General features: G+C 62.1%; 25 protein-coding genes and 4 tRNA genes. 18 read left to right on the top strand and 11 right to left on the bottom strand.

Translation table 11 applies throughout. The annotated features are described in order from the left end of the window. Positions 1-107: 107 nt before the first annotated feature. Positions 108-755, top strand: coding sequence for an OmpA family protein (locus tag PCJ21_RS02755; protein WP_269929856.1), 648 nt, complete (start codon positions 108-110; stop codon positions 753-755). A gap of 72 nt (positions 756-827) precedes the next feature. Here PCJ21_RS02755 and PCJ21_RS02750 read toward each other — a convergent pair whose 3' ends face one another. The 3 genes from PCJ21_RS02750 to PCJ21_RS02740 all read right to left on the bottom strand — a co-directional run bounded on the left by PCJ21_RS02750 (position 828) and on the right by PCJ21_RS02740 (position 3,568). After that, positions 828-2,402, bottom strand: a complete 1,575-nt coding sequence (locus tag PCJ21_RS02750) for a DEAD/DEAH box helicase (protein WP_269929855.1) — start codon at positions 2,400-2,402, stop codon at positions 828-830. 140 nt (positions 2,403-2,542) lie between these two features. Further along, on the bottom strand, positions 2,543-3,316 hold the full coding sequence (locus tag PCJ21_RS02745; RefSeq protein WP_269929854.1) for an NAD kinase: 774 nt from the start codon (positions 3,314-3,316) through the stop codon (positions 2,543-2,545). Between the two features lie 84 nt (positions 3,317-3,400). Further along, positions 3,401-3,568, bottom strand: a complete 168-nt coding sequence (locus tag PCJ21_RS02740; protein ID WP_269929853.1) for a hypothetical protein — start codon at positions 3,566-3,568, stop codon at positions 3,401-3,403. A gap of 156 nt (positions 3,569-3,724) precedes the next feature. On the opposite strand from PCJ21_RS02740, the gene PCJ21_RS02735 reads away from it, so the two are divergent. After that, a tRNA-Thr gene (locus PCJ21_RS02735) sits at positions 3,725-3,800 on the top strand. A gap of 153 nt (positions 3,801-3,953) precedes the next feature. On the opposite strand, the gene PCJ21_RS02730 is transcribed toward PCJ21_RS02735, so the two are convergent. Together PCJ21_RS02730 and PCJ21_RS02725 are read right to left on the bottom strand one after the other, a co-directional pair. Then, complete coding sequence (locus tag PCJ21_RS02730; protein ID WP_269929852.1) at positions 3,954-4,166, bottom strand: hypothetical protein; 213 nt, start codon at positions 4,164-4,166, stop codon at positions 3,954-3,956. A 94-nt stretch (positions 4,167-4,260) separates the two neighbouring features. Then, complete coding sequence (locus PCJ21_RS02725) at positions 4,261-4,575, bottom strand: hypothetical protein (RefSeq protein ID WP_269929851.1); 315 nt, start codon at positions 4,573-4,575, stop codon at positions 4,261-4,263. A gap of 240 nt (positions 4,576-4,815) precedes the next feature. Here PCJ21_RS02725 and PCJ21_RS02720 point away from each other — a divergent pair, with 240 nt between their 5' ends. The 4 genes from PCJ21_RS02720 to PCJ21_RS02705 all read left to right on the top strand — a co-directional run bounded on the left by PCJ21_RS02720 (position 4,816) and on the right by PCJ21_RS02705 (position 7,495). Then, positions 4,816-4,956 (top strand): hypothetical protein, encoded by a 141-nt coding sequence (locus PCJ21_RS02720; RefSeq protein ID WP_269929850.1) that lies wholly within the window; start codon positions 4,816-4,818, stop codon positions 4,954-4,956. Positions 4,957-5,304: 348 nt separating this feature from the next. Beyond that, positions 5,305-5,544 carry a hypothetical protein gene (locus tag PCJ21_RS02715; protein ID WP_269929849.1) on the top strand — a complete coding sequence of 80 codons (240 nt, stop codon included), beginning with the start codon at positions 5,305-5,307 and terminating at the stop codon, positions 5,542-5,544. Positions 5,545-5,909: 365 nt separating this feature from the next. Beyond that, positions 5,910-6,257, top strand: a complete 348-nt coding sequence (locus PCJ21_RS02710) for a hypothetical protein (RefSeq protein ID WP_269929848.1) — start codon at positions 5,910-5,912, stop codon at positions 6,255-6,257. 542 nt (positions 6,258-6,799) lie between these two features. After that, positions 6,800-7,495: an outer membrane protein gene (locus tag PCJ21_RS02705; RefSeq protein ID WP_269929847.1), complete on the top strand. Its 696-nt coding sequence runs from the start codon at positions 6,800-6,802 to the stop codon at positions 7,493-7,495. Positions 7,496-7,655: 160 nt separating this feature from the next. Here PCJ21_RS02705 and PCJ21_RS02700 read toward each other — a convergent pair whose 3' ends face one another. Continuing rightward, on the bottom strand, positions 7,656-8,642 hold the full coding sequence (locus PCJ21_RS02700; protein ID WP_269929846.1) for a glycosyl transferase family 90: 987 nt from the start codon (positions 8,640-8,642) through the stop codon (positions 7,656-7,658). A 33-nt stretch (positions 8,643-8,675) separates the two neighbouring features. Beyond that, positions 8,676-9,164 (bottom strand): YbaK/EbsC family protein, encoded by a 489-nt coding sequence (locus PCJ21_RS02695; protein WP_269929845.1) that lies wholly within the window; start codon positions 9,162-9,164, stop codon positions 8,676-8,678. 200 nt (positions 9,165-9,364) lie between these two features. On the opposite strand from PCJ21_RS02695, the gene PCJ21_RS02690 reads away from it, so the two are divergent. Then, positions 9,365-9,688: a BA14K family protein gene (locus tag PCJ21_RS02690; protein ID WP_269929844.1), complete on the top strand. Its 324-nt coding sequence runs from the start codon at positions 9,365-9,367 to the stop codon at positions 9,686-9,688. Positions 9,689-9,742: 54 nt separating this feature from the next. Here PCJ21_RS02690 and bhcR read toward each other — a convergent pair whose 3' ends face one another. Both bhcR and PCJ21_RS02680 read right to left on the bottom strand, forming a co-directional pair. Then, the gene (gene bhcR / locus PCJ21_RS02685) at positions 9,743-10,579 is read right to left on the bottom strand and encodes an HTH-type transcriptional regulator BhcR (RefSeq protein WP_269929843.1); all 837 of its coding nucleotides are present in this window, start codon (positions 10,577-10,579) and stop codon (positions 9,743-9,745) included. A 21-nt stretch (positions 10,580-10,600) separates the two neighbouring features. After that, positions 10,601-10,747, bottom strand: coding sequence for a hypothetical protein (locus PCJ21_RS02680; protein ID WP_269929842.1), 147 nt, complete (start codon positions 10,745-10,747; stop codon positions 10,601-10,603). Positions 10,748-10,774: 27 nt separating this feature from the next. On the opposite strand from PCJ21_RS02680, the gene gcl reads away from it, so the two are divergent. Genes gcl through PCJ21_RS02665 form a run of 3 tightly spaced genes read left to right on the top strand, consistent with a single transcriptional unit; the run spans position 10,775 to position 14,314 of the window. Continuing rightward, positions 10,775-12,556: a glyoxylate carboligase gene (gene gcl / locus PCJ21_RS02675; protein WP_269929841.1), complete on the top strand. Its 1,782-nt coding sequence runs from the start codon at positions 10,775-10,777 to the stop codon at positions 12,554-12,556. Between the two features lie 19 nt (positions 12,557-12,575). Then, positions 12,576-13,373, top strand: a complete 798-nt coding sequence (gene hyi, locus PCJ21_RS02670) for a hydroxypyruvate isomerase (RefSeq protein ID WP_269929840.1) — start codon at positions 12,576-12,578, stop codon at positions 13,371-13,373. 23 nt (positions 13,374-13,396) lie between these two features. Then, positions 13,397-14,314, top strand: a complete 918-nt coding sequence (locus PCJ21_RS02665) for a 2-hydroxy-3-oxopropionate reductase (RefSeq protein ID WP_269929839.1) — start codon at positions 13,397-13,399, stop codon at positions 14,312-14,314. Between the two features lie 109 nt (positions 14,315-14,423). On the opposite strand, the gene PCJ21_RS02660 is transcribed toward PCJ21_RS02665, so the two are convergent. Further along, a complete protein-coding gene (locus tag PCJ21_RS02660; RefSeq protein WP_269929838.1) occupies positions 14,424-15,299 on the bottom strand; it encodes a WD40/YVTN/BNR-like repeat-containing protein in 876 nt (291 codons plus the stop codon). Between the two features lie 82 nt (positions 15,300-15,381). Next, positions 15,382-16,230 (bottom strand): 23S rRNA (guanosine(2251)-2'-O)-methyltransferase RlmB, encoded by an 849-nt coding sequence (gene rlmB, locus PCJ21_RS02655; RefSeq protein ID WP_269929837.1) that lies wholly within the window; start codon positions 16,228-16,230, stop codon positions 15,382-15,384. Between the two features lie 201 nt (positions 16,231-16,431). Here rlmB and PCJ21_RS02650 point away from each other — a divergent pair. The 8 genes from PCJ21_RS02650 (at position 16,432) to nusG (ending at position 21,691) form a co-directional block, all read left to right on the top strand. Next, positions 16,432-16,516 (top strand) — tRNA-Tyr (locus tag PCJ21_RS02650). A gap of 29 nt (positions 16,517-16,545) precedes the next feature. Beyond that, positions 16,546-16,619, top strand: a tRNA-Gly gene (locus PCJ21_RS02645). A gap of 195 nt (positions 16,620-16,814) precedes the next feature. Beyond that, on the top strand, positions 16,815-17,990 hold the full coding sequence (tuf, locus tag PCJ21_RS02640) for an elongation factor Tu (protein ID WP_269929822.1): 1,176 nt from the start codon (positions 16,815-16,817) through the stop codon (positions 17,988-17,990). Positions 17,991-18,116: 126 nt separating this feature from the next. Then, positions 18,117-19,724 (top strand): hypothetical protein, encoded by a 1,608-nt coding sequence (locus tag PCJ21_RS02635; RefSeq protein WP_269929836.1) that lies wholly within the window; start codon positions 18,117-18,119, stop codon positions 19,722-19,724. Positions 19,725-19,865: 141 nt separating this feature from the next. After that, positions 19,866-20,372 (top strand): metal-dependent hydrolase, encoded by a 507-nt coding sequence (locus PCJ21_RS02630; RefSeq protein WP_269929835.1) that lies wholly within the window; start codon positions 19,866-19,868, stop codon positions 20,370-20,372. 184 nt (positions 20,373-20,556) lie between these two features. Further along, positions 20,557-20,632 (top strand) — tRNA-Trp (locus PCJ21_RS02625). A gap of 304 nt (positions 20,633-20,936) precedes the next feature. Beyond that, on the top strand, positions 20,937-21,137 hold the full coding sequence (gene secE / locus PCJ21_RS02620; RefSeq protein WP_269929834.1) for a preprotein translocase subunit SecE: 201 nt from the start codon (positions 20,937-20,939) through the stop codon (positions 21,135-21,137). A 26-nt stretch (positions 21,138-21,163) separates the two neighbouring features. Then, complete coding sequence (nusG, locus tag PCJ21_RS02615; RefSeq protein WP_269929833.1) at positions 21,164-21,691, top strand: transcription termination/antitermination protein NusG; 528 nt, start codon at positions 21,164-21,166, stop codon at positions 21,689-21,691. Positions 21,692-21,695 lie beyond the last annotated feature (4 nt).

Below are 21,695 nucleotides of genomic sequence, written 5' to 3'. Positions count from 1 at the left end.
CGGCAGGCTGCATTGTTCCGTTTTTCGCCGTATTTCGTGCTACAAGGCGGGCTCGGGATTTGGGCGAAGCATTGTTGCGCTTCGCGGCTACGGAGAGGGAATATCCTATGAAGAAGACTGTAATCGGCGTGCTGGCCGCCAGCATGTTTGTCGGCGCCTGCACGACCGATCCGTTTACCGGCCAGCAGAAGGTTTCGAATACTGCAGCCGGCGCGGGTATCGGCGCTCTTGCCGGTGCGGGCCTTGGCCTGCTCGCCGGCGGCAACGATCGCCGCAACGCGTTGATTGGCGCCGGTGTCGGCGCGCTCGCCGGCGGCCTGGCTGGCGGCTACATGGACAGGCAGGAATCGGAACTGCGCGCGCAGCTCCAGGGTACAGGCGTCAGCGTTACCCGCGCCGGCGACCAGATCATCCTGAACATGCCGTCCAACATCACCTTTGCCACCGACCAGGACGCGGTGAAGTCGGCCTTCTACCAGACTCTCAATTCGGTCGCCCTGGTTCTGCAGAAGTACAAGCAGACCACCGTCGACGTGTTCGGCCACACCGATTCGACCGGCTCGGCGCAGCACAATTTCGACCTGTCGCAGCGCCGTGCGCTGTCGGTCGCCAATTATCTCGAAGGTCAGGGCGTGGATGCGCGCCGCTTTGCAGTGACCGGCTTTGGTGCAGACCGCCCGATCGCATCGAACGCGACGCCTGAAGGGCGCGCCCAGAACCGCCGCGTCGAAATCCAGCTGTCGCCGCTGACCTGATCGCAAGCTTGCCGGCACAAAAGAAAACGGCCCCGCAAGGGGCCGTTTTTCGTTTAAGGGACAGCAGATCGCCTAGACGTTGGTGGCGATCAGCATGAAGGCAGGCATGTCGTCGCCAAAGCCAACCGTGCGGTCGTTGTCTTCGTCGCGGTCACGATTGTTGCGGCGGTTGCCACGATCGTCGCGACGCGGCTTGTCGTCGTGCTCGGTACGCGGCTTGCGATCCGCGTTGCCGCTCCTGATCGCTTCCTTGCGCACACGGCGCTCGTCGATGTCGGCTACGACATTGTCGACAGGAGCAGGGGTTTCGGCAGCCGCCTGCGCTTCAGCCACCGGAGCAGTGTCTTCACGCGGCTTGCGGTCGCGATCCCTGCCGTGACGTTCCTTGCCGCCGCGGCGCGAATTGCCACGGCCATGACGCGGCGCCTCGTCGTCGCCTTCGCTGGCAACGACCGTGGAAAGATCGCCGTCATGCCATTCGATCTTCTGGCCGATCAGTTTCTCGATCGCGTCGACATATTTGGTGTCGGAGCGCGTCGCGATGGTGAACGACTTGCCCGAGCGGCCGGCGCGACCGGTGCGGCCGATGCGGTGGACATAGTCTTCCGAGTGGATCGGCACGTCGTAGTTGAATACGTGGCTGACATCGGGGATGTCGAGGCCGCGCGCGGCGACGTCGGAGGCCACCAGCAACTGCAGCTTGCCGTCGCGGAAGTTGGACAGCATGGTCATGCGCGCGCGCTGGTCCATGTCGCCATGCAGGGCACCCGCATTGAAGTCGTGCTTGACCAGGGAGCGGAACAGCTCCGAGACGTCGACCTTGCGGTTGCAGAAGATGATCGCGTTCTTGATCTCGTCGCCCTCGGCGCGGATCAGGCGTCGCAGCGTCTCACGCTTGTCCCAGGGCTTGGGGCCTGACTTGGCCAGCCGCTGGGTGATGTTGGTGGCGGTGGAAGCGGCCTTGGCGACCTCGACGCGAACCGGTGCGTGCAGGAACTGCTCTGTCAGCTTGGTGATCTCGGGCGGCATGGTCGCCGAGAAGAACAGCGTCTGCCGGGTGAACGGGATCAGCTTGCAGATACGCTCGATGTCGGGAATGAAGCCCATGTCGAGCATGCGGTCCGCTTCGTCGATGACAAGGATCTCGACGGCCGAAAGCAGGAGCTTGCCACGTTCGAAATGATCGAGCAGGCGTCCGGGCGTCGCGATCAGCACATCGGCGCCGCGTTCCAGCTTTTTTTCCTGTTCGTCGAACGATACGCCGCCGATCAGCAGTGCAATGTTGAGGCGATGGTTCTTGCCGTACTTGACGAAGTTCTCTTCGACCTGTGCGGCGAGTTCGCGCGTCGGCTCAAGGATCAGCGTACGCGGCATGCGTGCCCGGGCGCGGCCCTTTTCGAGTCGCGTCAGCATCGGCAGAACGAATGAGGCCGTCTTGCCGGTGCCGGTTTGGGCGATGCCTAGCACATCCTTGCCCTGCAAGGCGTGCGGAATGGCGCCAGCCTGGATCGGCGTGGGCTGGGTGTAGCCCGCGTCGGTGACTGCGGAAAGGACCTTCGGCGACAGGCCGAGGTCTGCGAAGGTCAACGCTTCTGGAGCGGTCTGAATGTCTTCGGACAAGTGTGTTGGCTGTCTTTGCTCGTTCATGGGCGCGGCGATCTAGCCACGACAGGCGCAAACCGCCTGCAATATGCCGCAACGCGATAGGCGTAAGTCTGCGATTTGTCAACTCAAACTGGCACTCATCGGGACATTGCGGCCGATTACTTGCGCCCGTGGCGCGATGGTCAGTACTTGAATTGCTCGGCCAGGATGCGTTCGCTCCACGAATGGCCCGCGTCGAACAGCAGCGTGGCGGTGTGCGAGGCCGATTCCTTGACCACCACCGACACCACCGACTTGACCTCGGTGTGGTCTGCAACGGCGTTGACCGGTCGCTTGGGCTCCTCCAGCACGTCGAAGCGCACCACCGCGGTCTTGGGCAGCAAGGCACCGCGCCAGCGGCGGGGGCGGAAGGGACTGACCGGGGTCAGTGCCAGCAGGGGAGCATCGAGCGGCAGGATCGGGCCATGCGCCGACAGGTTGTAGGCTGTCGATCCGGCGGGGGTCGCCACCATGACGCCGTCGCAGATCAGCTCGTCGAGGCGCACTTTGTCGTCGATGGTGATGCGCAGGCGCGCCGCCTGGTAGGATTGGCGCAGCAGCGAGACCTCGTTGATGGCCAATGCCTGGGTGGTTTCGCCGGCATTGTCCGTGGTTTCCATCTCGAGCGGGCGGATCGTTTCGGCCATCGCAGCCGCCAGCCTCTCGGGCAGGGCGTCTTCACGGTACTCGTTCATCAGGAAGCCGACCGTGCCGCGGTTCATGCCGTAGACGCGCTTGCCTGTGCTCATCGTTTCGCGCAGCGTCTGCAAAAGAAAGCCGTCGCCGCCGAGGGCAACCACGACATCGGCCTGGCCGGCCGGCATCTGGCCATAACGTTTGGTCAGACGCTTGGCTGCGGCATCTGCTTCCGCGGTGCCGGAGGAGACGAATGAAAATGTCAGCGACTTGGCGTCCATGTATTCCCTGCCAGCGATCCGAACGCCGATGTCGGCCGTCGGCAACGGGTTAGCATGATGGTCCTGCGAAGCAAAGAACCAGCCTCAGCCGAAGCCCGTGGCGTAACGCAAATAAAAAGCGAGCGCGATGAAGCCGATGATCGCTGCAATGCCGGTCCAGTCGAGCCGCGGTTGCTTCACCTGGCGGTACAGCTTGAGCATCACAAGCCAGCCCACCAGGACCACCACCGCCAAGATGACAAACCTGATCATCCATCGTCCTCCCCAAGCCTGATCGGCTCTCGTCAATGATGTAGTGAGCGCAACAGCGAGTTTTAGGCCTTTCGCACGCCAGAGGTGGGGAATGCGCAAGAAACAGGTCCGAAATTGTCTTTACTGCGCCCGAAAATATGCTAACCGGAGCGCATTGCCCTTGTAGCTCAGCTGGTAGAGCAGCGGTTTTGTAAACCGAAGGTCGCGGGTTCGATTCCTGCCGGGGGCACCACTTCCCAAAGTCTTATGCATGGATAATAAAGTAGTACCTTAACTCTGCGCTTCACGGGTAGCGCTGGGGTAACGCGCGTGGCGCAAAGCAAAAGCCCCGCTTCGTGGCGAAGCAGGGCCATTTGCGGTATCAGTGGGGGAGAAAAACTGCCTGCTAGGTGGCGAGTGTCAGGCAGAAAAGCATTCTCAGCCGGCTATTTTCCCAAGCTACAAGCTCGCTCAAACGCCACATCGGCTTGGGGTGCTTTTCGGTTCCGAAATTGAGTGGTTTGGGAAAATTGCGTGCTGGCGGATGCTCATTGCCAGCTTTATCGGTGTAGCCAAACCGCATGCGATGCAGGGACATAGTATGGGAAGTATCGGCCATTGCCGTAACTCCTGTGAAGAGCACCGCACCATGCGGTGCTATCCCAAATCAGGTGGTTACGCTGGGGAAGCTCTGCAGGATGCGGCGCTCGGCCTCACCCGCGATCCCCGACGATTACGACAGTGGCCGCAGCCGAAGCCGTGACCACGCGGAGGAAGAGCGTGTTTTCGGGGATCGCGCGGCAGTTGTCGTCGTTGACGGCAGAAATGGCCGTGGCGAGCGCGCCCCATGTAGCCCCATCAAGCGAGCCCTCGACCGTAAAGGTGCCCGACCCGGAAACTCGCTGGACGGTCTTCTTGCTGTTCGCGCCGAACATGACGCCCGGTCCGTTTCCGGCTCCGGCGTCCCCGACCCATCGGGCGATCTGGGTTCCGTTGTTGCTGATGCTGGTTGAGACTGTCACAGCCATTTGTCTGGTTCCTTCTCGTCTTCGGCTTCTTGGAGCCAACGACGCTCCGCAGCCGACAGGTAGCGTTCCAGCCCGGCCGATAGCATCCGGCGCGCACTGGCGAGTTGTTGGGAGCGGGTGACGCCCCGGCACGAGGTCGAGGAGGGCCACGCCGAGGGTTCGAGCAAATTGGGGCGCGCAACTGCCTTCTTGCGCGCAACCCTGAAGGACGGCCCGGTGCCGGCTAGGGAGATCGAGCAGATGGCAGAAGACGAAGGTATCAGCTCGCGGACCCTCAAGCGCGCCAAGGAGCAACTGGGCGTCCAGCCCAAAAAGGAGACCAAGACCATGGCTGGGCATTGGTCGTGGGAACTGCCGGACAGCGGACCGACAGTCCATTGATCCGCTAGCGGAAGCGGGCCACCCCCCCCCCGAAGGAGACCCCCTCACACTATTTTTTGGCACTCTTTTGACTTTTTGGGGTTTCTCTTGGCCTTCTTCGAAGAAGACCGGGCCCCTTCAGGATATCTGGAAGAGTGCCAAGGGGGCCAAGCTCCAAGAGACCGGCTATGCTTGGCTTCCTTCCCAAAAACAAACTGGTCGTCAGGGCAAGGCCCGATGGATCGGGAATGCCGTTGACGCTAAGCTGCCCGCCATCAACGGGAGGAACGATTGATGGCGTCCCCAGCAGCAGTTTTCCAAGATGACCGGAACATAGAGACGATGGTTTGCGTTAGCGAGATTGACAACATGTCTACGACCCTCAAGGTCGATGTCTACTCACGGAACCACATTAACGCGAAGCGGGCGCTGGAGGCCCTAAGAGCAGCCATCGATGATTTGATTGATGGTTGGAACGACGGGAAATACCGCAAGCTGCCAATGCTCTCCAGCGATAGCAGCGCGGAACAACCGAACTACGACCATCGTCATGTGGAATGGACCCTGAACATTGATCGGCCCGGTGGCCGCTCGCCCGCCCCCCAGTAACCACTCTACCCACTACGCTCTGATATAAAGGGGTCCTCTTACACGAGAGCGTAAGGGGTCCGAGTTGGGTGGTGGTGGGACAGGCGGCTGCGGATTAGTAGGGAGCAGGAGCCGGGCGTAGTGTGTGCTATGCTGCCGGGTGACTATGCTGTCATTGCACTGATGAAATGGCTGCCCTCAGGGGCATTCTTGTTCGAACTCGGGCCTCCTGCGTTAGGCGGCTGGACGAACAGCATCACGCCATCATTGCCGTAGCTGCTTTGCTCTGGATGGCAGTTGGGGTGATTTGCGGCGACAGCTAGCTTGGGAGCGAAATCCACGGCGACGCTGGAGGGACCGGCCGTAGCCTTAGGCGGGGTGATGGCATGAATTTTCGGCGCGGTTTCTGGCGGCTATGGATCGTGGTCTCGCTGTTTTGGGTGGGGTTGCTGGTTATGGAGCAGCAGAAGGGACCAACTGCTCTTTGGTTTGAAATGGCGGATGGCTGGGAGGCCCGCCGCGAGATAGCTTCTGGCGGGGGCGTCCAGCCCTACGATCCGAAAAATCCCGACGCCTATTACAAAGGCCTTGAGGAAGCAGATCGCTTAGTCAAACGCATATGGCGAGGCAATGACGCACGAAACGCACTAACAGCCATGGTCATGTTGCCGACTATCTTGTTGGTGGTTGGCGTCATCGTAGGCTGGGTCGCGAAAGGGTTCCGTCGTGTCTAGCCGGCAATAGGACGTGTTCTTGTTTCATTCTGATGACGATGATGCCGTTCGGGGATGGCCACTGACACGCCTTCTGACGCACCCGACACCTCCGAAACGATCCCGCTGCGGCTTTGTTGGCGACAGACGTGACCGGACCGCGAGAGAACGAGTTCGCGGCCGAGGTCACGTCCTACAAAGGCTCTGTTGGACGCATCTATCGGCACGACCACGGCCCCACTGCCGGCAAATGGTTCTGGGCCTTCCAAGCCTTCGGCGATGACAATCGACATCGGGGCGGTGTCCGGGTATGCGGATAGTGCGCAGCTAGCCTAGGCGGCGATCAAAGGCAGCAGGTACGACCAGCCAGAGCCGCAGGGTATTTCGAGACTGCCGTCAAAACGGTGCGTTAACCCTATCCGGGCACCCTCGCGGCCATAAGGCGGCGGCACAGTTGCAGGAAAGTGACGGTGCGCCCAAATTGCAACTTTAGCGATATTTAGAAACTTCACCGCACAGGGCGAACGGGTTACCGTCTGTACGTCTTTGACTAGGGGATGGTCATGAAATCACTTCTGCTCGCATCCACCATACTCGTAGCGGCCACAGGCGCGGCATTCGCGGCCGATGTGATCGTGACGGAATCTGCTCCCGAAATTGCTCCCGCTGGCTTCAACTGGACCGGCGGCTATATCGGCCTTCAAGGCGGCTGGCAGTGGGGCCGCGACCACACGGCCGAGAGCACCGGCGGTGTGCCGACCGGCTTCGATGAAGACCTTGACAGCGATGGCTTCATCGGCGGCGTTCACGTTGGCTACAACTGGCAGAACGGCCAATTCGTCTACGGCGCGGAAGCCGATCTTGAGTTCTCGACAGTTGACGGGAGTTATCGGGTCGCTGGACCTGACGGCACCGATTTCGACTTGAACTGGCAGGGGTCCATCAGGGGTCGCCTCGGCTATGTTCCGACCGAGCGTCTGCTTATCTATGGCACCGCCGGTGTGGCATTCGGCGATCTCGAATACACCTACGTGCAGGCTGAAACGATCTTCGAAAGCTTTAGTTCGACGGAAGTCGGTTGGACGGTTGGTGCCGGTGCCGAATACGCGTTCACCGACAACCTGACGGCCCGGCTGGAGTATCGCTACACGGACTTCGGGGATGTCTCCAATCTCTCGGCCGTGGCATTCCCCGGCTTCACCTACGATCACGACCCCAAGTTCCACGCCGTGCGGGTGGGCGTGAGTTACAAGTTCTAATCGGCGCGTATCCGATACGAACTATAGACCCCGGCCTCGCGCCGGGGTTTTTCGTTTCTTGCGAAGAGAGAAGGCGATGTCCCTTAGTACACAGGCGTTTAGCTAGCTTTTGCGATCTCCAAGCCCGTTTGTCTCTCCTTCGAGTGCCCCGGCGCGAAAGCTACTTTTGCGGCTGCCACAATGCGGCGATCTTGGCCTCGGGCGCAAGCTGTCCGGTCAAGGCGAAGTATTTGGCAAGCACCAGAAGCGAAAGTTGCCGCTCGCGCGTCTCGTCGGCGAATTGCGCGACATGGGCATTGGCTTGTTGAACGATGGCCCTGGCTTCGTCCTGATGAGCTTCATAGTAGAGGATCTTTTCCTCCAGGTCGGCGCAATCCGGCCTGAGCCGGACATAGTGGCTGCCAGGCTCGAGCGCCCCTTCCATGAACCATGTTTCGAAGACCGGTTCGGGCATCATGCACAGCGAATTGCTTGCCATCACCCATTTGAGATTGGTTGCAACGTCGATGCCTTCGATCGAAATGATGTAGCGATAGCGCATCTGGTCGACAGGCGAGAGGAACGGCCTGCTCCTTCTATCTGATGCGTCGCTGCCGTTCAGGCCGACATCGCAGAGGGGGTGACCCTGGTACCGCTCTATCAAGGCCGTGCGTTTGGGGTTGTTGTCGCTTCCGCGCCATACGGCCTTGGGAAGTTTGTCGCCAAACGCAATGTCATCTCGATACAGTCGAAAATGTCGAAACTTGTCGAGTTTCATCAGCACCGAGTTTTCGTTGGCATCGCCAATCGGCCGGCTCTTGACGATCGCGGGCACGTCGGGAACCAGGGTGATGTCGCCGAACAGATGGTTCAGGCGAAAATCCCGCGGAAAGTATCGGGCGTGCTCCTTGAGATCATAGTAGTAGCGGCTGCTGCGCATCGGGATGCCGGCGACGGTAGAAGCGAGGCCATCGGGCAGCCGGACATGCGTCAGCTTGTTGTAGTAGTTGAGCCGACGCGACAGCGCCGGCGCCTCCGCCGCGGAAAAATCGGCGAGGAGGCGTTCGAGCCGGCTCCGAAAATAGGCCTGGGGTGCGCCATCGCGGGCGATGTTGCGGAAATAGTAGTGAAGGCGTCGAGCGGCACGCTCGATATCGGACATGTACATCAACGGTCCTCGAGGGCAGGCGAGGGCTGACTGTTATTCCGCTGCTTGCGAGCCGGGCTGGCTGTCCTGGCAGACGTCGCACCATTCGGCAGCAACGAGCGCCGCCATCCGGCCGACGCCGATCCTGACCGCGGCGTTTGTCGCGCCCGCCGCCGGAACCACTTCGTCATAGGCGCGCAGCGATGCGTCGCAGTAGATCGGCAGCGGCGCCGGCAGGCCGAAGGGGCAGACCCCGCCGATCGGATGGCTGGTCAGTTCGACCACCTGTTCGGCCTCGAGCATGCGGGCCTTGCCGCCGAATGCCTCGCGGAACTTGCGGTTGTCGATGCGGGCGTCACCGCCGGCGACGATCAGAATCACCCGGTCGCCGGCGCGCAGGCAGATCGTCTTGGCGATCTGGCCGGTCTCGACGCCATGGGCTTCGGCGGCCAGCGCCACCGTTGCCGAGCTGGTCGCGGTCTCGATCACCACGATGTCTGGGGCGTGTTCAGCGAAGAATGCTTTGACGGACTGCAGGCTCATGTTCGCGTGCTCGATCGTGTCGTTCCAATGGAACTGACTTCGGATTTTGCGCGGCGCGAGTCAAGCCAAGCGCCGCGGCGCGCCTCATGGCGCTGCGCCATGAGCTTTCTTCGCCACGGCGTGAACCATTTGGCCAGCGGCCGCGACTGACGGTCAAGAGGCGGATGGATCGCCTCCCTTGTCAATCGAAGGAGAGCACCATGTCGTTCAAGAGCAAGATGATATCAGGACTGATTGCCGCCGCCGTGGTCGCGACCGGCCTCGTTGCCACCGTCCAGCAGTCGTCGGCAGGCAGCCTGACCAAGGCCGAGGCCGCAGCACTCGCCGGGGCCGGCGGGTTCATCGCCGGTGCCATCATTGCCGGCGGCGCGCGACCGGCGCCTGCGCCCTACTATGACGTCTACTACGAAGCCGACCCGTACGACGCGAATGTCCAGCGCTGCTTCGCGCGCTACCGCAGCTACGATCCGCGTACCGACACCTATGTCGGCTATGATGGCCGTCTGCGCTACTGCCGCCTGTAGTCGAGACCGAAATACACTGAGGGAGAGGGGGCAACCCTTCTCCCACAAGCCGTTTCAGAGGCCAGGCACAGTGCCTTCGGGCGAGCCACCGATCATTCGGGTCAACTCCGCCGCCGCGTCGCGGACGATCGGGCCGATTTCGCCGAGGCGTTCCGATGTCACGCGCACCGTCGGTCCGGAAACCGAAACGCCACCAATGGGTTCGCCGAATTCGTTGAACACTGCGGCGGCGATGCAGCGCATGCCGGGATAGCGCTCTTCGTCGTCGACCGACCAGCCACGGGTGCGGATCTGATCGAGGTCGCGGGCAAGCAGCGCCGGTTCCGACAGCGTCCTTTCCGTATACGCATCGAGCCCGGCCTTGCGGACGATGGCGTTGACGCGCTCGCGGTCGAGATGGGCAAGCACCGCCTTGCCGATGCCCGAGGCATGGAAGGGGCTGCGCGTGCCCGGCCGGAAGAAGGCGCGGATCGCCTGATGCGTCTCGACCTGGCTGACGAAGACCACGCAATCGTCCTCGGCGACGCCGAGATTGGCGGTCTCGCCTGTTCTTTCCATCAGCTCCTGCATCACCGTGCGGGCGCGGTCGACGAGCTTGCGCCGGCGCAGGAAGGCCGCCCCCATGCGATAGGTCTCGACCCCGATCGACCAGAGCTGGCCGTCGCCGTCGAACTCGACCATTCCGTGGTTCTGCAAGGTCGTCAGCATGCGATAGGCCGTTGCCGCGGCGAGGTCGGAGGCCGCTGAAATCTCGCTCAGCGACAGGCCGTCGCCATGCGCGACGATCGCCAGGATGCGCAGCGCCCGGTCGAGCGACTGCACCGATCCGGCGTCCGGGCTGGGCTGGAATGCGCGAGGCCGCCCGCGTTGTCGCTTTTCCATCGTTGCCATGACGTTTGCTCCGCGATTTCTTCAAAAAACTTTTTCATACAAGCTGGCTGGCTTTGCAACGAAAAATGGAAACCAAAGCAAAATCAGATAGTAATCACCTGTATTTGCGAATGAAAAAATATTTTGAAAAAATTGCAAAATACCGCCTCCGATGACACCATCAGCCAACATCAGTTTCCAGTTGGAGGTACGACCATGGCCAGGATGCGCGCTGTCGATGCAGCGGTTCTCGTTCTCGAGAAGGAAGGCATCTCGTGCGCCTTCGGTGTGCCGGGAGCGGCCATCAACCCGTTGTATTCGGCGCTGAAGGCGCGCGGTACCGTTCGCCACGTTCTGGCCCGTCACGTCGAGGCCGCCTCGCACATGGCCGAGGGCTATACTCGCGCCAAGGCCGGCAACATCGGCCTGTGCATCGGCACCTCGGGTCCGGCCGGCACCGACATGATCACCGGTCTTTATTCGGCGTCCGCAGACTCGATCCCGATTCTGTGCATCACCGGCCAGGCGCCGCGTGCCCGGCTGAACAAGGAGGATTTCCAGGCGGTCGACATCGCAGCGATCGCCGCCCCCGTCACCAAGTGGGCCGTCACCGTCATGGAGCCATACCTGGTTCCGATGACGCTGCAGAAGGCATTCCACCTGATGCGCTCGGGGCGGCCCGGTCCGGTGCTTGTCGATTTGCCCGTCGACGTCCAGTTGGCGGAAATCGAATTCGACATCGACGCCTATGAGCCGCTCGCGGTCCACAAGCCGGCGATGACGCGCGCCCAGGCCGAAAAGGCGCTGTCGATGCTCAACGAGGCGGAAAGGCCGCTGATCGTCGCTGGTGGTGGCGTCATCAATGCCGACGCGTCGGACCTGCTCATCGAATTTGCCGAGATCACCGGCGTTCCGGTCGTTCCCACCCTGATGGGCTGGGGCGCTATCCCCGATGACCATCGCCTGATGGCCGGCATGTGCGGCCTGCAGACCTCGCACCGCTATGGCAATGCGACGATGCTGGCCTCGGACTTCGTCCTTGGCGTCGGCAACCGCTGGGCCAACCGCCACACCGGCTCGGTCGACAAGTATACCGCCGGCCGCAAGTTCATCCATATCGACATCGAGCCGACCCAGATCGGCCGCGTCTTTGCGCCTGATCTCGGCGTGACCTCGGATGCCGGTGCGGCGTTGAAGATGCTGCTCGACGTCGCCACCGAGTGGAAGACCGCGGGCAAGCTGCGCGACTGGTCCGGTTGGGCCAAGGAATGCCAGGGCCGCAAGAAGACGATGAAGCGCAAGACCCATTTCGAGCAGGTGCCGCTCAAGCCGCAGCGCGTCTACGAAGAGATGAACAAGGCGTTCGGCCGCGACACCACCTATGTCACCACCATCGGCCTGTCGCAGATCGCCGGCGCGCAGTTCCTGCACGTCTACAAGCCGCGCAACTGGATCAACTGCGGCCAGGCCGGCCCGCTCGGCTGGACGCTGCCGGCAGCGCTCGGTGTTCGTGCCGCCGATCCGGACCGTGACATCGTCGCTCTGTCCGGCGACTACGACTTCCAGTTCATGATCGAGGAACTGGCGGTCGGCGCCCAGCACAAGCTGCCCTACATCCACGTCGTCGTGAACAACGCCTATCTCGGCCTGATCCGCCAGGCGCAGCGCGGCTTCGCGATGGATTTCGAAGTCAGCCTGTCGTTCGAAAACATCAATCGTTCAGGCGACCTCGAAGCGGGGTATGGTGTCGACCACGTCGCGGTTGCCGAGGCCATGGGCTGCAAGGCGGTCCGCGTGCGCAAGCCGGAGGAGTTCGCCGCCGCCTTCAAGCAGGCCAGGCAACTGATGAAGGAGCACCAGGTGCCCGTCGTCCTCGAGTTCATCCTCGAACGCGTCACCAACATCTCCATGGGCGTCGAGATCGACAATGTCGTCGAGTTCGAAGAGCTTGCCGAGAGCAACGAAGACGCACCGACCGCAATCATGCTGCTCGATTGAGTTTCCAGGGAACAGACCAATGCCAAAGTTTTCAGCCAATCTGTCGATGCTTTTCGGCGAGCATGATTTCCTCGACCGTTTCGATGCCGCAGCGCGTGCCGGCTTCAAGGGCGTCGAGTACATCGCACCTTACGATCACGCGCCCGACGTCGTTGCCGCGCGCCTCAAGAAGAACGGCCTGACCCAGGCGCTGTTCAACCTGCCGCCCGGCGATTGGGCGGCAGGCGAGCGCGGCATCGCCGTGCTGCCCGACCGCATCCACGAGTTCCGCCAGGGCGTCGCCAAGGCGATCACCTTTGCCCATGCGCTGGGCTGCGAACAGGTGAATTGCCTGGCTGGCATTGCGCCTGCCGGCACGGCTCCCGAGGCGCTCGAGGCAGTGTTTGTCGAAAATCTCGCCTTCGCGGCAGAAAAGCTCAAGGCAGCAGGCATTCGCTTGCTGATCGAGCCGATCAACACGCGCGATATTCCGGGCTTCTTCCTGACCAACACCAGCCAGGCGCTTGGTATCATCGACAAGGTCGGTTCGGACAACCTGTTCCTGCAATACGACATCTACCACATGCAGGTCATGGAGGGCGATCTGGCCCGCACCATCGAGGCCAATCTCGCCCGCATCGCCCATGTGCAACTCGCCGACAATCCCGGCCGCCACGAGCCGGGCACCGGCGAGATCAACTACCCGTTCCTCTACGAGCACCTCGACCGCATCGGCTACGCCGGCTGGGTCGGGGCCGAATACAAGCCGAAGGCCGGTACGGTCGAGGGGCTAGGCTGGTTCGCGGGCTTTGCCGACAAGGGCAGCGCCGCCGCCTGAACGAAATTTGAAGGACTGAGAAAATGGAAAAGATCGGATTTGTCGGGCTCGGTATCATGGGCGCGCCAATGGCTGGCCATCTGCTTGACGCCGGCTACGAAGTTATTGCCAGCGACCATCGCGGCGCGCTGCCAAAAGAGCTGGTTGGCAAAGGGCTGAAGGCTGTCACCGGACACCAGGCGCTGGCCAAGGCTTCTGACATCGTCATCCTGATGGTGCCGGATACGCCGCAGGTAGCCGACGTACTGTTCGGCGAAAACAGTGTTGCGTCAGGCCTTTCCAAGGGTAAGCTCGTGATTGACATGAGCTCGATCTCGCCGATCGAGACCAAGGAGTTCGCCAGGAAGATCAATGCGCTCGGCTGCGATTATCTCGACGCGCCGGTGTCGGGTGGCGAGGTCGGCGCCAAGGCCGCGTCGCTGACCATCATGGTCGGTGGCGAGGACAAGCCGTTCGAGCGCGCCCGCCCAGTGTTCGAGAAGATGGGCAAGAACATCACGCTCGTCGGACCCAATGGCGTCGGCCAGACGACCAAGGTCGCCAACCAGATCGTTGTTGCGCTGACCATCGAGGCTGTCGCCGAGGCCCTCGTCTTCGCCGCCAAGGCGGGTGCGGATCCGGCCAAGGTTCGCCAGGCGCTGATGGGTGGCCTGGCCGCTTCGCGCATTCTCGAGGTGCATGGTGAGCGCATGGTCAAGCGCACCTTTGCGCCGGGCTTCCGCATCGAATTGCACCAGAAAGACCTCAACCTGGCGCTTCAGGGCGCCAAGGCGCTCGGCGTGTCCTTGCCCAACACCTCGATGACGCAGGAGCTGTTCAACTCCTGCGCCGCCAATGGCGGGGCGAAGGAGGATCACTCGGCGCTGGTGCGTGCGCTCGAGCGAATGGCGAATTTCGAGGTCGGCTCGGAAACCGCTGACACCAAAGGCAAGGCGGCATAGGTGGGGAAGCCACGGCGCAACGTTCCCACGCCGTGATCGTCCCAGCACTGTCGAGGACCGGGCTCCAGCGGCGACGCTGGTGCTCGTTCCGCGTTTCGGCAGGGCGATTTCACTTGCTGCCGAGAACCGACCATGTCGCTCCGGCATCGCTCGAAACGACGATGGCGCTGGTGCCGGTGACCGCGACCATGCGGTTGGGCGCCTGCGCGTCCAGGGCCAGGTGCAGGATGTAGCCGGCTGGATCGGGACCTTCGCCCACCGTCTTGAAGTCAGGCGCCGCCTCGGTAGCGCGCAACAGGCCGCGCCCCGGCACGAAAGCATAGATCGTGCCGTCCGAGGCCAATTCAACTGTGGTGACCGGCTCGCCGGCCAAGATCGGCTGTTGCCAGCCTTTGGCGCCATCCCGACTCACCATCAACCCGTTTTCGGTTGCCGCGTAGACGATGTCAGGATCTGCCGGCGAAACCGCAAGATCGATCAGCTTGGCCGGACCGTCGCCGGCGATCGCCCAGCTCTTGCCGCCGTCACGACTGGTCTGGATCGCGCCGTAGGAGCCGTAGAGCACGTCGGGGCTTGTCGGGCTGACCGCCAGCTGGTGGAAATCGACCGGCCCGTCGATGCCGGGCGCGATCTGTTGCCAGCTCTTTCCCGAATCGGTCGACTTGATGAAGCCGAGATTGCCGCCGGACTGGGGGTGCCCGCTGGCGAACAGGATCGCAGCATCGCTGGGATGCGGCACAAATCCCATGAAATCGTCGCGGCTGTCGGACACAGGTGAAACCGTGCCGTCGGCCGCCGCCTTCATCAGCCCGTGATGGGTGGCGACCAGCACGCTGGTTGGGTCGGCGCGATCGAAGGCCAACCCATGGATATGCGTCTTGCCGGCGAGATCGGCGACGCTCATTCCCTGTGCCGGGACGGGCAGGGCCGAGCCGAGCGCCATAAGGGCCGACAGGAAGGCGAAAAGTCCGGGGCGGCAGGCCATGGCGTAACTCCGTTGCGCCATGGAAACTAAGGCTTCCGCCAGGTGGAAGGTCAAGCCGGCTGGAGGTGAAAAAAAGCTTCGGCTATCGCAGCCACAGCCGCGCGGCGTAGAGCGACACGGCAGCGGCGTTCGAGACGTTCAGCGAACGGATCGCGCCCGGCATGTCGAGGCGTGCAAGCGAGGTCACGGTCTCACGCGTCTTCTGGCGCAGGCCCTTGCCTTCGGCACCCAGCACCAGCGCCACCTTCTTCTCGGAAAAAGTCTTTTCCAGCTCTGCCGGTCCGTCCGAATCGAGGCCGATCGTCTGGAATCCCGCCTCGTGCAACTGTTCCAGCGCGTCGGCGAGGTTGCGCACCTCGATCAGGTCGATGTGTTCGAGCGCGCCGGAGGCTGACTTGGCGAGCACGCCGGTCTCGTGCGGGCTGTGGCGCGACGTCGTGATCAGCGCGCCGGCGCCGAAAGCCACGGCCGAACGCATGATTGCGCCGACATTGTGCGGGTCGGTCACCTGGTCGAGCACGAGAATCAGCGGCGAATCGCCGAGCGCCGAAAGCACCTTGGGCTTCAGCGGCTCTGCTTCGATCAGCACGCCCTGGTGCACGGCGTCGGTGCCGGTTATCTTGTCGATGTCCCTGGGCTCGACCAGTTCGGTGGCAAAGGGCAGGGCGTTGATGTCGGCAATCTCCAGCCGCTCGGCGGCGTTGCGCGTCACCAGCATGCGCTTGACCTTGCGCAGTGGATTGTCGAGTGCGGCGCGCACCGTGTGCAGGCCATAAAGCCGCACCAGCCCGTCAGGGGCGCTGTCGCCGGGCGGCAGTGGCCGCTTCGGCCTGAACGCGGGCGCGCCACCGCTTTTCTGATCGCGAAATGTGCGGCGCAGCTTGGCGTAGTGGCTGTCCTTGGGGGTTCCGGGCTTCTTTGTATCGTTCATGCGCCTGCTATAGCGGCCGCATCGGGCTTTGGATACCGCTCGCTGGTCGGCGCCCTGAATAATCCGCATGAAATCGCATCTTGTCCGGTTGACAGGCCAAATCCTTGTCGCCATAAGCCCATCCAGATTTCGGGGCAGGGCGCTTCGCCACGCACCGGGATCGCAAGAAATGCCTCGTTGCATGGCTCCGGCATAGCAGTTGGAGGAGTGCCCGAGTGGTTAAAGGGGACGGACTGTAAATCCGTTAGCTCAGCTTACGTTGGTTCGAATCCAACCTCCTCCACCACTGCCGGCCGGGAAGCCATGATAGAAGACGCGGGTATAGCTCAATGGTAGAGCAGCAGCCTTCCAAGCTGAATACGCGGGTTCGATTCCCGCTACCCGCTCCAGGGCTCCCGCCCGCCGCGGGAAGCCTTTTATTTGCATCTGGTTGCCCCCATATGTGCGTCCTGTACTGAAAGAGAATCGCTGCTTTTGGTCCAAGCTCAGCGTTTGGCCAAAAGATGCTTGTCTTTTTCGCCCTTTATCGGTAATCGCCCCGCATCCGACCGGAACCAAGGTCCCGATGCTCAAGGAAAGAGACAATGGCAAAAGGTAAATTCGAGCGTAACAAGCCCCACGTGAACATCGGCACGATTGGTCACGTCGACCACGGCAAGACGTCGCTGACGGCGGCGATCACGAAGTATTTCGGCGAGTTCAAGGCCTACGACCAGATCGACGCAGCGCCGGAAGAGAAGGCCCGCGGCATCACGATTTCGACGGCGCACGTCGAATACGAGACGCCTGCGCGCCACTACGCTCACGTCGACTGCCCCGGCCACGCCGACTATGTGAAGAACATGATCACCGGCGCTGCCCAGATGGACGGCGCGATCCTGGTGGTTTCGGCTGCCGACGGCCCGATGCCGCAGACCCGCGAGCACATCCTGCTCGCCCGTCAGGTCGGCGTTCCGGCCCTGGTGGTGTTCCTCAACAAGGTCGACCTGGTCGACGACGAAGAGCTGCTCGAGCTGGTTGAGCTTGAGGTTCGCGAACTTCTGTCGAAGTACGAGTTCCCCGGCGACGACATCCCGATGATCAAGGGTTCGGCTGTCGCTGCGCTCAATGATTCGGATAAGAAGATCGGCGAAGACGCGATCCGCGCGCTGATGGAAGCCGTCGATTCCTACATCCCGACGCCTGAGCGTCCGATCGACAAGCCGTTCCTGATGCCGATCGAGGACGTGTTCTCGATCTCGGGCCGCGGCACGGTCGTCACCGGCCGCGTCGAGCGCGGCGTGGTCAAGGTCGGCGAAGAACTCGAGATCGTCGGCATCCGCCCGACCTCGAAGACGACCTGCACCGGCGTTGAAATGTTCCGCAAGCTGCTCGACCAGGGCCAGGCCGGCGACAACATCGGCGCGCTGATCCGTGGCGTTGGCCGTGAAGACGTCGAGCGCGGCCAGGTTCTGGCCAAGCCGGGCACCGTCAAGCCGCACAAGAAGTTCGTTGCCGAAGCCTACATCCTGACCAAGGAAGAAGGTGGCCGTCACACGCCGTTCTTCACCAACTACCGTCCGCAGTTCTACTTCCGTACGACTGACGTGACCGGCATCGTCACGCTGCCGGAAGGCACCGAGATGGTCATGCCCGGCGACAACATCACCGTCGACGTCGAGCTGATCGTGCCGATCGCCATGGAAGAGAAGCTGCGCTTCGCTATCCGTGAAGGCGGCCGCACCGTCGGCGCCGGCATCGTCGCTTCGATCAAAGAATAATCGACGTCCCATCGTCGAATGCATCAAGGGCGGCCCTCGGGCCGCCCTTTTTGTTTGTGCTTGCGCATTGCGTGCCGCCGATCCCGCATTACTATCTGGCCAAAGCGGGCGGTTGGGGGATCTGCCATGGGTGAGGGCGTCTGCGCGGTGTGGCGGGGAGTCGTCCTCGCATTTGCCATTGTCGCCGTGGCCGTCCTGTCGTTGCCCGTTGCGTCGGAAGCGGCCAAGAGCAAGCCGCCCGAGAATGATGGGCCGCCGATGCGCTTCGTCGTCGTGCGCAGCGCCTCGCCGGGATGCGAGCCGTTTTGCCCGGAGTGGATATCCGCTGAAGGCGCGATCACCCTGGCCACGCCTGCGGCGTTCAAGAAATTCCTCAAGAAGCTGGGCAACAAGCGCTTGCCTGTCATCGTGACGTCGCCCGGTGGTCGGGTCGAGTCCGCTCTGGAGTTGGGACGCATCTTGCGCGCCCGCAAGCTGGACATCGGCGTCGGGCTGACTCGGTTCGTCGAGTGCGCGCCCGAGCAGAAGGGATGCAAGCTCGATCCGGCCAGGAAGGGTGTCTACCAAGGGGCGTTGTATTCGGCCGGCGCCAGTTGCGCCTCCGCCTGTTCGATGATGTTCGCCGGCGGCGTTCGCCGGCATGTCGGGCAATGGGCCTACATGGGCGTGCATCAGGTGACGTCCTATGTCACGCAGCAAAAGATTACCTACCGCGAGACCTATCGTGTCGTGAAAGGCAAGAAGAAGACCGTTGGGCGCAAGGTCGTCGGCCGCAAGACCGTTGGCAGCTACACCACCACCAAGATGGGCAAAGCCTTCAAGGCCAAGATGCTGGCCTACTACAAGGACATGGGCGTCAAGGAGGCGATGTACGAAGCCAGCCAGAGCACGCCGGCGACTAGCATGCGCCAATTGGCGCCGGTCGAGATGCTCAATATGAACCTGATCACCAGTCTGGACGCCGCGGACGTGCTGGTGAGCATCGAGAACTGCAAGACAGCGGCGCCGGCGCAGAACTGCATTCTGGCGCCGGGGGCGAAAATGCCGCGTTCGCCGTATCCGAAGCCGTTGGTGCCTGTCGGTGAAGCCATGTGGCTTGCCGTAGTGAGATCCACGGAGGCAGGTTGCGAGCCCAAATGCCCTGAATGGATATCGGCGGAAGGGGTGATCGACGCCAAAGCTGCGGAGCGCCTGGCTTCGATTGTGGATGCACTAGGCGATCGCAAGCTGCCACTGGTCTTGTCGACGACTGGCGGCGACCTCCCGGCAGCGATGAAGATGGGACGGATCGTCCGCGAAAACGGATTGGATGTCGCCATAGGGAGTACAATCTTCGTTGGCTGCAAACCTCGTGAAGCCTGCCCGGACAAAAGGGCGGGTGGCATGCCCTACCTTGGCAATGCCGTTTCGGCCGGCGCTGAATGTGCAGGCAACTGTGTGTTGGTTCTCGCGGCGGGGCGCCTCAGGCTTGCGGGCGGCGGCGCCTTGTTTGGCTGGGATGCCTTGCCAACGGGCGAGGCTCTGCCCGACTATGCGCGCCAGGTTGCTGTGGATATGGAGTTTGCGCAGGCACGACCGAATGCCCTGCTGGATGCCAAGGGCCAAGTGCTCCTGATCCAGTCCAGGCTGCTCAGCCAGGGTGGTTCCGTGGCGTTCGTAGTTGATGGCGATATCTGCAAGTTTGATTGGGTCCCCAGGAACTGCCGGGTTGCAGGTGGCGAGTGGGCGCAGTGACGGCTCGATGTAGCCTGACGGCGCCGCGCTAGGCGGCATCCTTGAGTCGAGTCCCTTTGCTGTCTGGTCGCGAAAGGCCCAACTCTCGCCTTCCTTCTGCCAGTCTCGCAGAGAAGAGTAGGTTGCGTGGAGGAGGGGACCATGCTGATCGCTCACCTGCCTGCCGGCTACATCATCGGCTCCGTGGCCCGAAAAGCCGTTCCCGTGGCGCCCGGCGTGATGTTCGCTGCCCTTGCGGGCAGCGTTGCCCCCGATTTTGACATTGCCTGGTTCTGGCTGGCCGACAATGGCGCCGTCCATCACAGCACCTATCCGACGCATTGGCCGCTGTTCTGGGCCGTTGTGGCGATCGTCGCAATGCCGCTTGTCGCGGCGACGGCGAGGCGCTGGAGCGCAGCGAGCGCGGTCTTCTTCCTCGCTGTGTTCTCGCACATGGTCCTCGATTCGGTCACCGCGCCTATGTTCTGGCTGATGCCTTTCGATGGCAGGGCGGTCGAACTCGTTCCCATCCCGCCGGCCCATTCGCATTGGGTGCTGAGCTTTGTGCTGCATTGGTCCTTTGCCCTGGAGATCGGCGTCTGCGCGGTCGCCATATGGATGGCAGTGAAGAATGCCGCGCGGCGTGAATTATTGAAGGGCGCGCCTTGAAGGCACAGGATGACGGCACCCGGCTAACGAGCCGTCGGTGCGCACTCAAGCGCCGATACACAATGCGTTCGCGGCTTGCGGCACCGTTCGTTCGATTGTTCACAACATCGCGCAATCCGCTCTTTACAGACGGCGCCGAAGCCCTTAGGAAGCCGGTGCTGCGGACGTGACGCGGCACACGTGTACGGGCATAGCTCAGTTGGTAGAGCGGCGGTCTCCAAAACCGCAGGTCGTAGGTTCGAGCCCTGCTGCCCGTGCCAGTCTTGCCAGAAGGCGCTAATTCAGGCATACAGACTTCTATAGCCGGAACGGAACGACTGGATGGTTCCGATACGGCGTTTAAGCATGAAGCGGGTTTCAGCCACTTGCGTGGAAAGAGAATCGGTTTTATGTAAGCGAAACAGACACGCGGCGCGTGGAGCTGGGTAGCCGGCTTTACGCGTCCGAATTGCATGGGCGAAATGTTGCGCTGATTCGGCGCGGATTTGAGATCATGCAGCGGCATCTCCCGGTCACGGGATCATCCAGAAGTCCGGTCAACGGACGTTGAAAGCAGAGCGGCACATGGCGAAAACCACGAACCCCTTCACCTTTCTGCAGCAGGTAAGGTCGGAAACGGCGAAGGTTACGTGGCCGTCGCGGCGCGAGACGATGATTTCCACCGTCATGGTTCTCGCTTTTGCTGTTGTTGCGATGATCTTCTTCTTCGCCGCCGACCAGCTCATGGCATTCGCCGTCGAGCAGATCCTGGGCATGGGCCGTTAAGGCTGCGACTACGGAGACGACCTGAGATGACTTCGCGCTGGTACATCGTCCACGCCTATTCGAACTTCGAAAAGAAGGTTGCCGAGGATATCGAGCACAAGGCCAAGCAGAAGGGCCTGAGCGACCAGATCGAGCAGATCGTGGTTCCGACCGAGAAGGTTGTTGAGATTCGTCGCGGCCGCAAGGTCGATGCCGAGCGCAAGTTCTTCCCGGGCTACGTGCTGATGAAGGCTAATCTCACCGACGCCGTGTTCTCGCTGGTCAAGAACACCCCGAAAGTCACTGGTTTCCTTGGTGATTCGAAGCCGGTGCCGATTACCGAATCCGAGGCGCAGCGCATCCTGAATCAGGTTCAGGAGGGCGTTGAGCGGCCAAAGCCGTCGGTTACCTTCGAGATCGGCGAGGCGGTTCGCGTCTCCGACGGTCCCTTTGCGTCCTTCAATGGTTTCGTCCAGGAAGTCGACGAGGAGCGGGCGCGTCTCAAGGTGGAAGTTTCGATCTTCGGGCGCGCTGTGCCTGTCGATCTGGAATTCGGTCAGGTCGAAAAGGGCTGATCGA

This window comes from Aminobacter sp. HY435, from assembly GCF_027568395.1.
Classification (GTDB): Bacteria; Pseudomonadota; Alphaproteobacteria; order Rhizobiales; family Rhizobiaceae; genus Aminobacter.
Note: the sequence above shows the minus strand (reverse complement) of the source record. Positions and strands in the feature narration are given on the sequence as shown.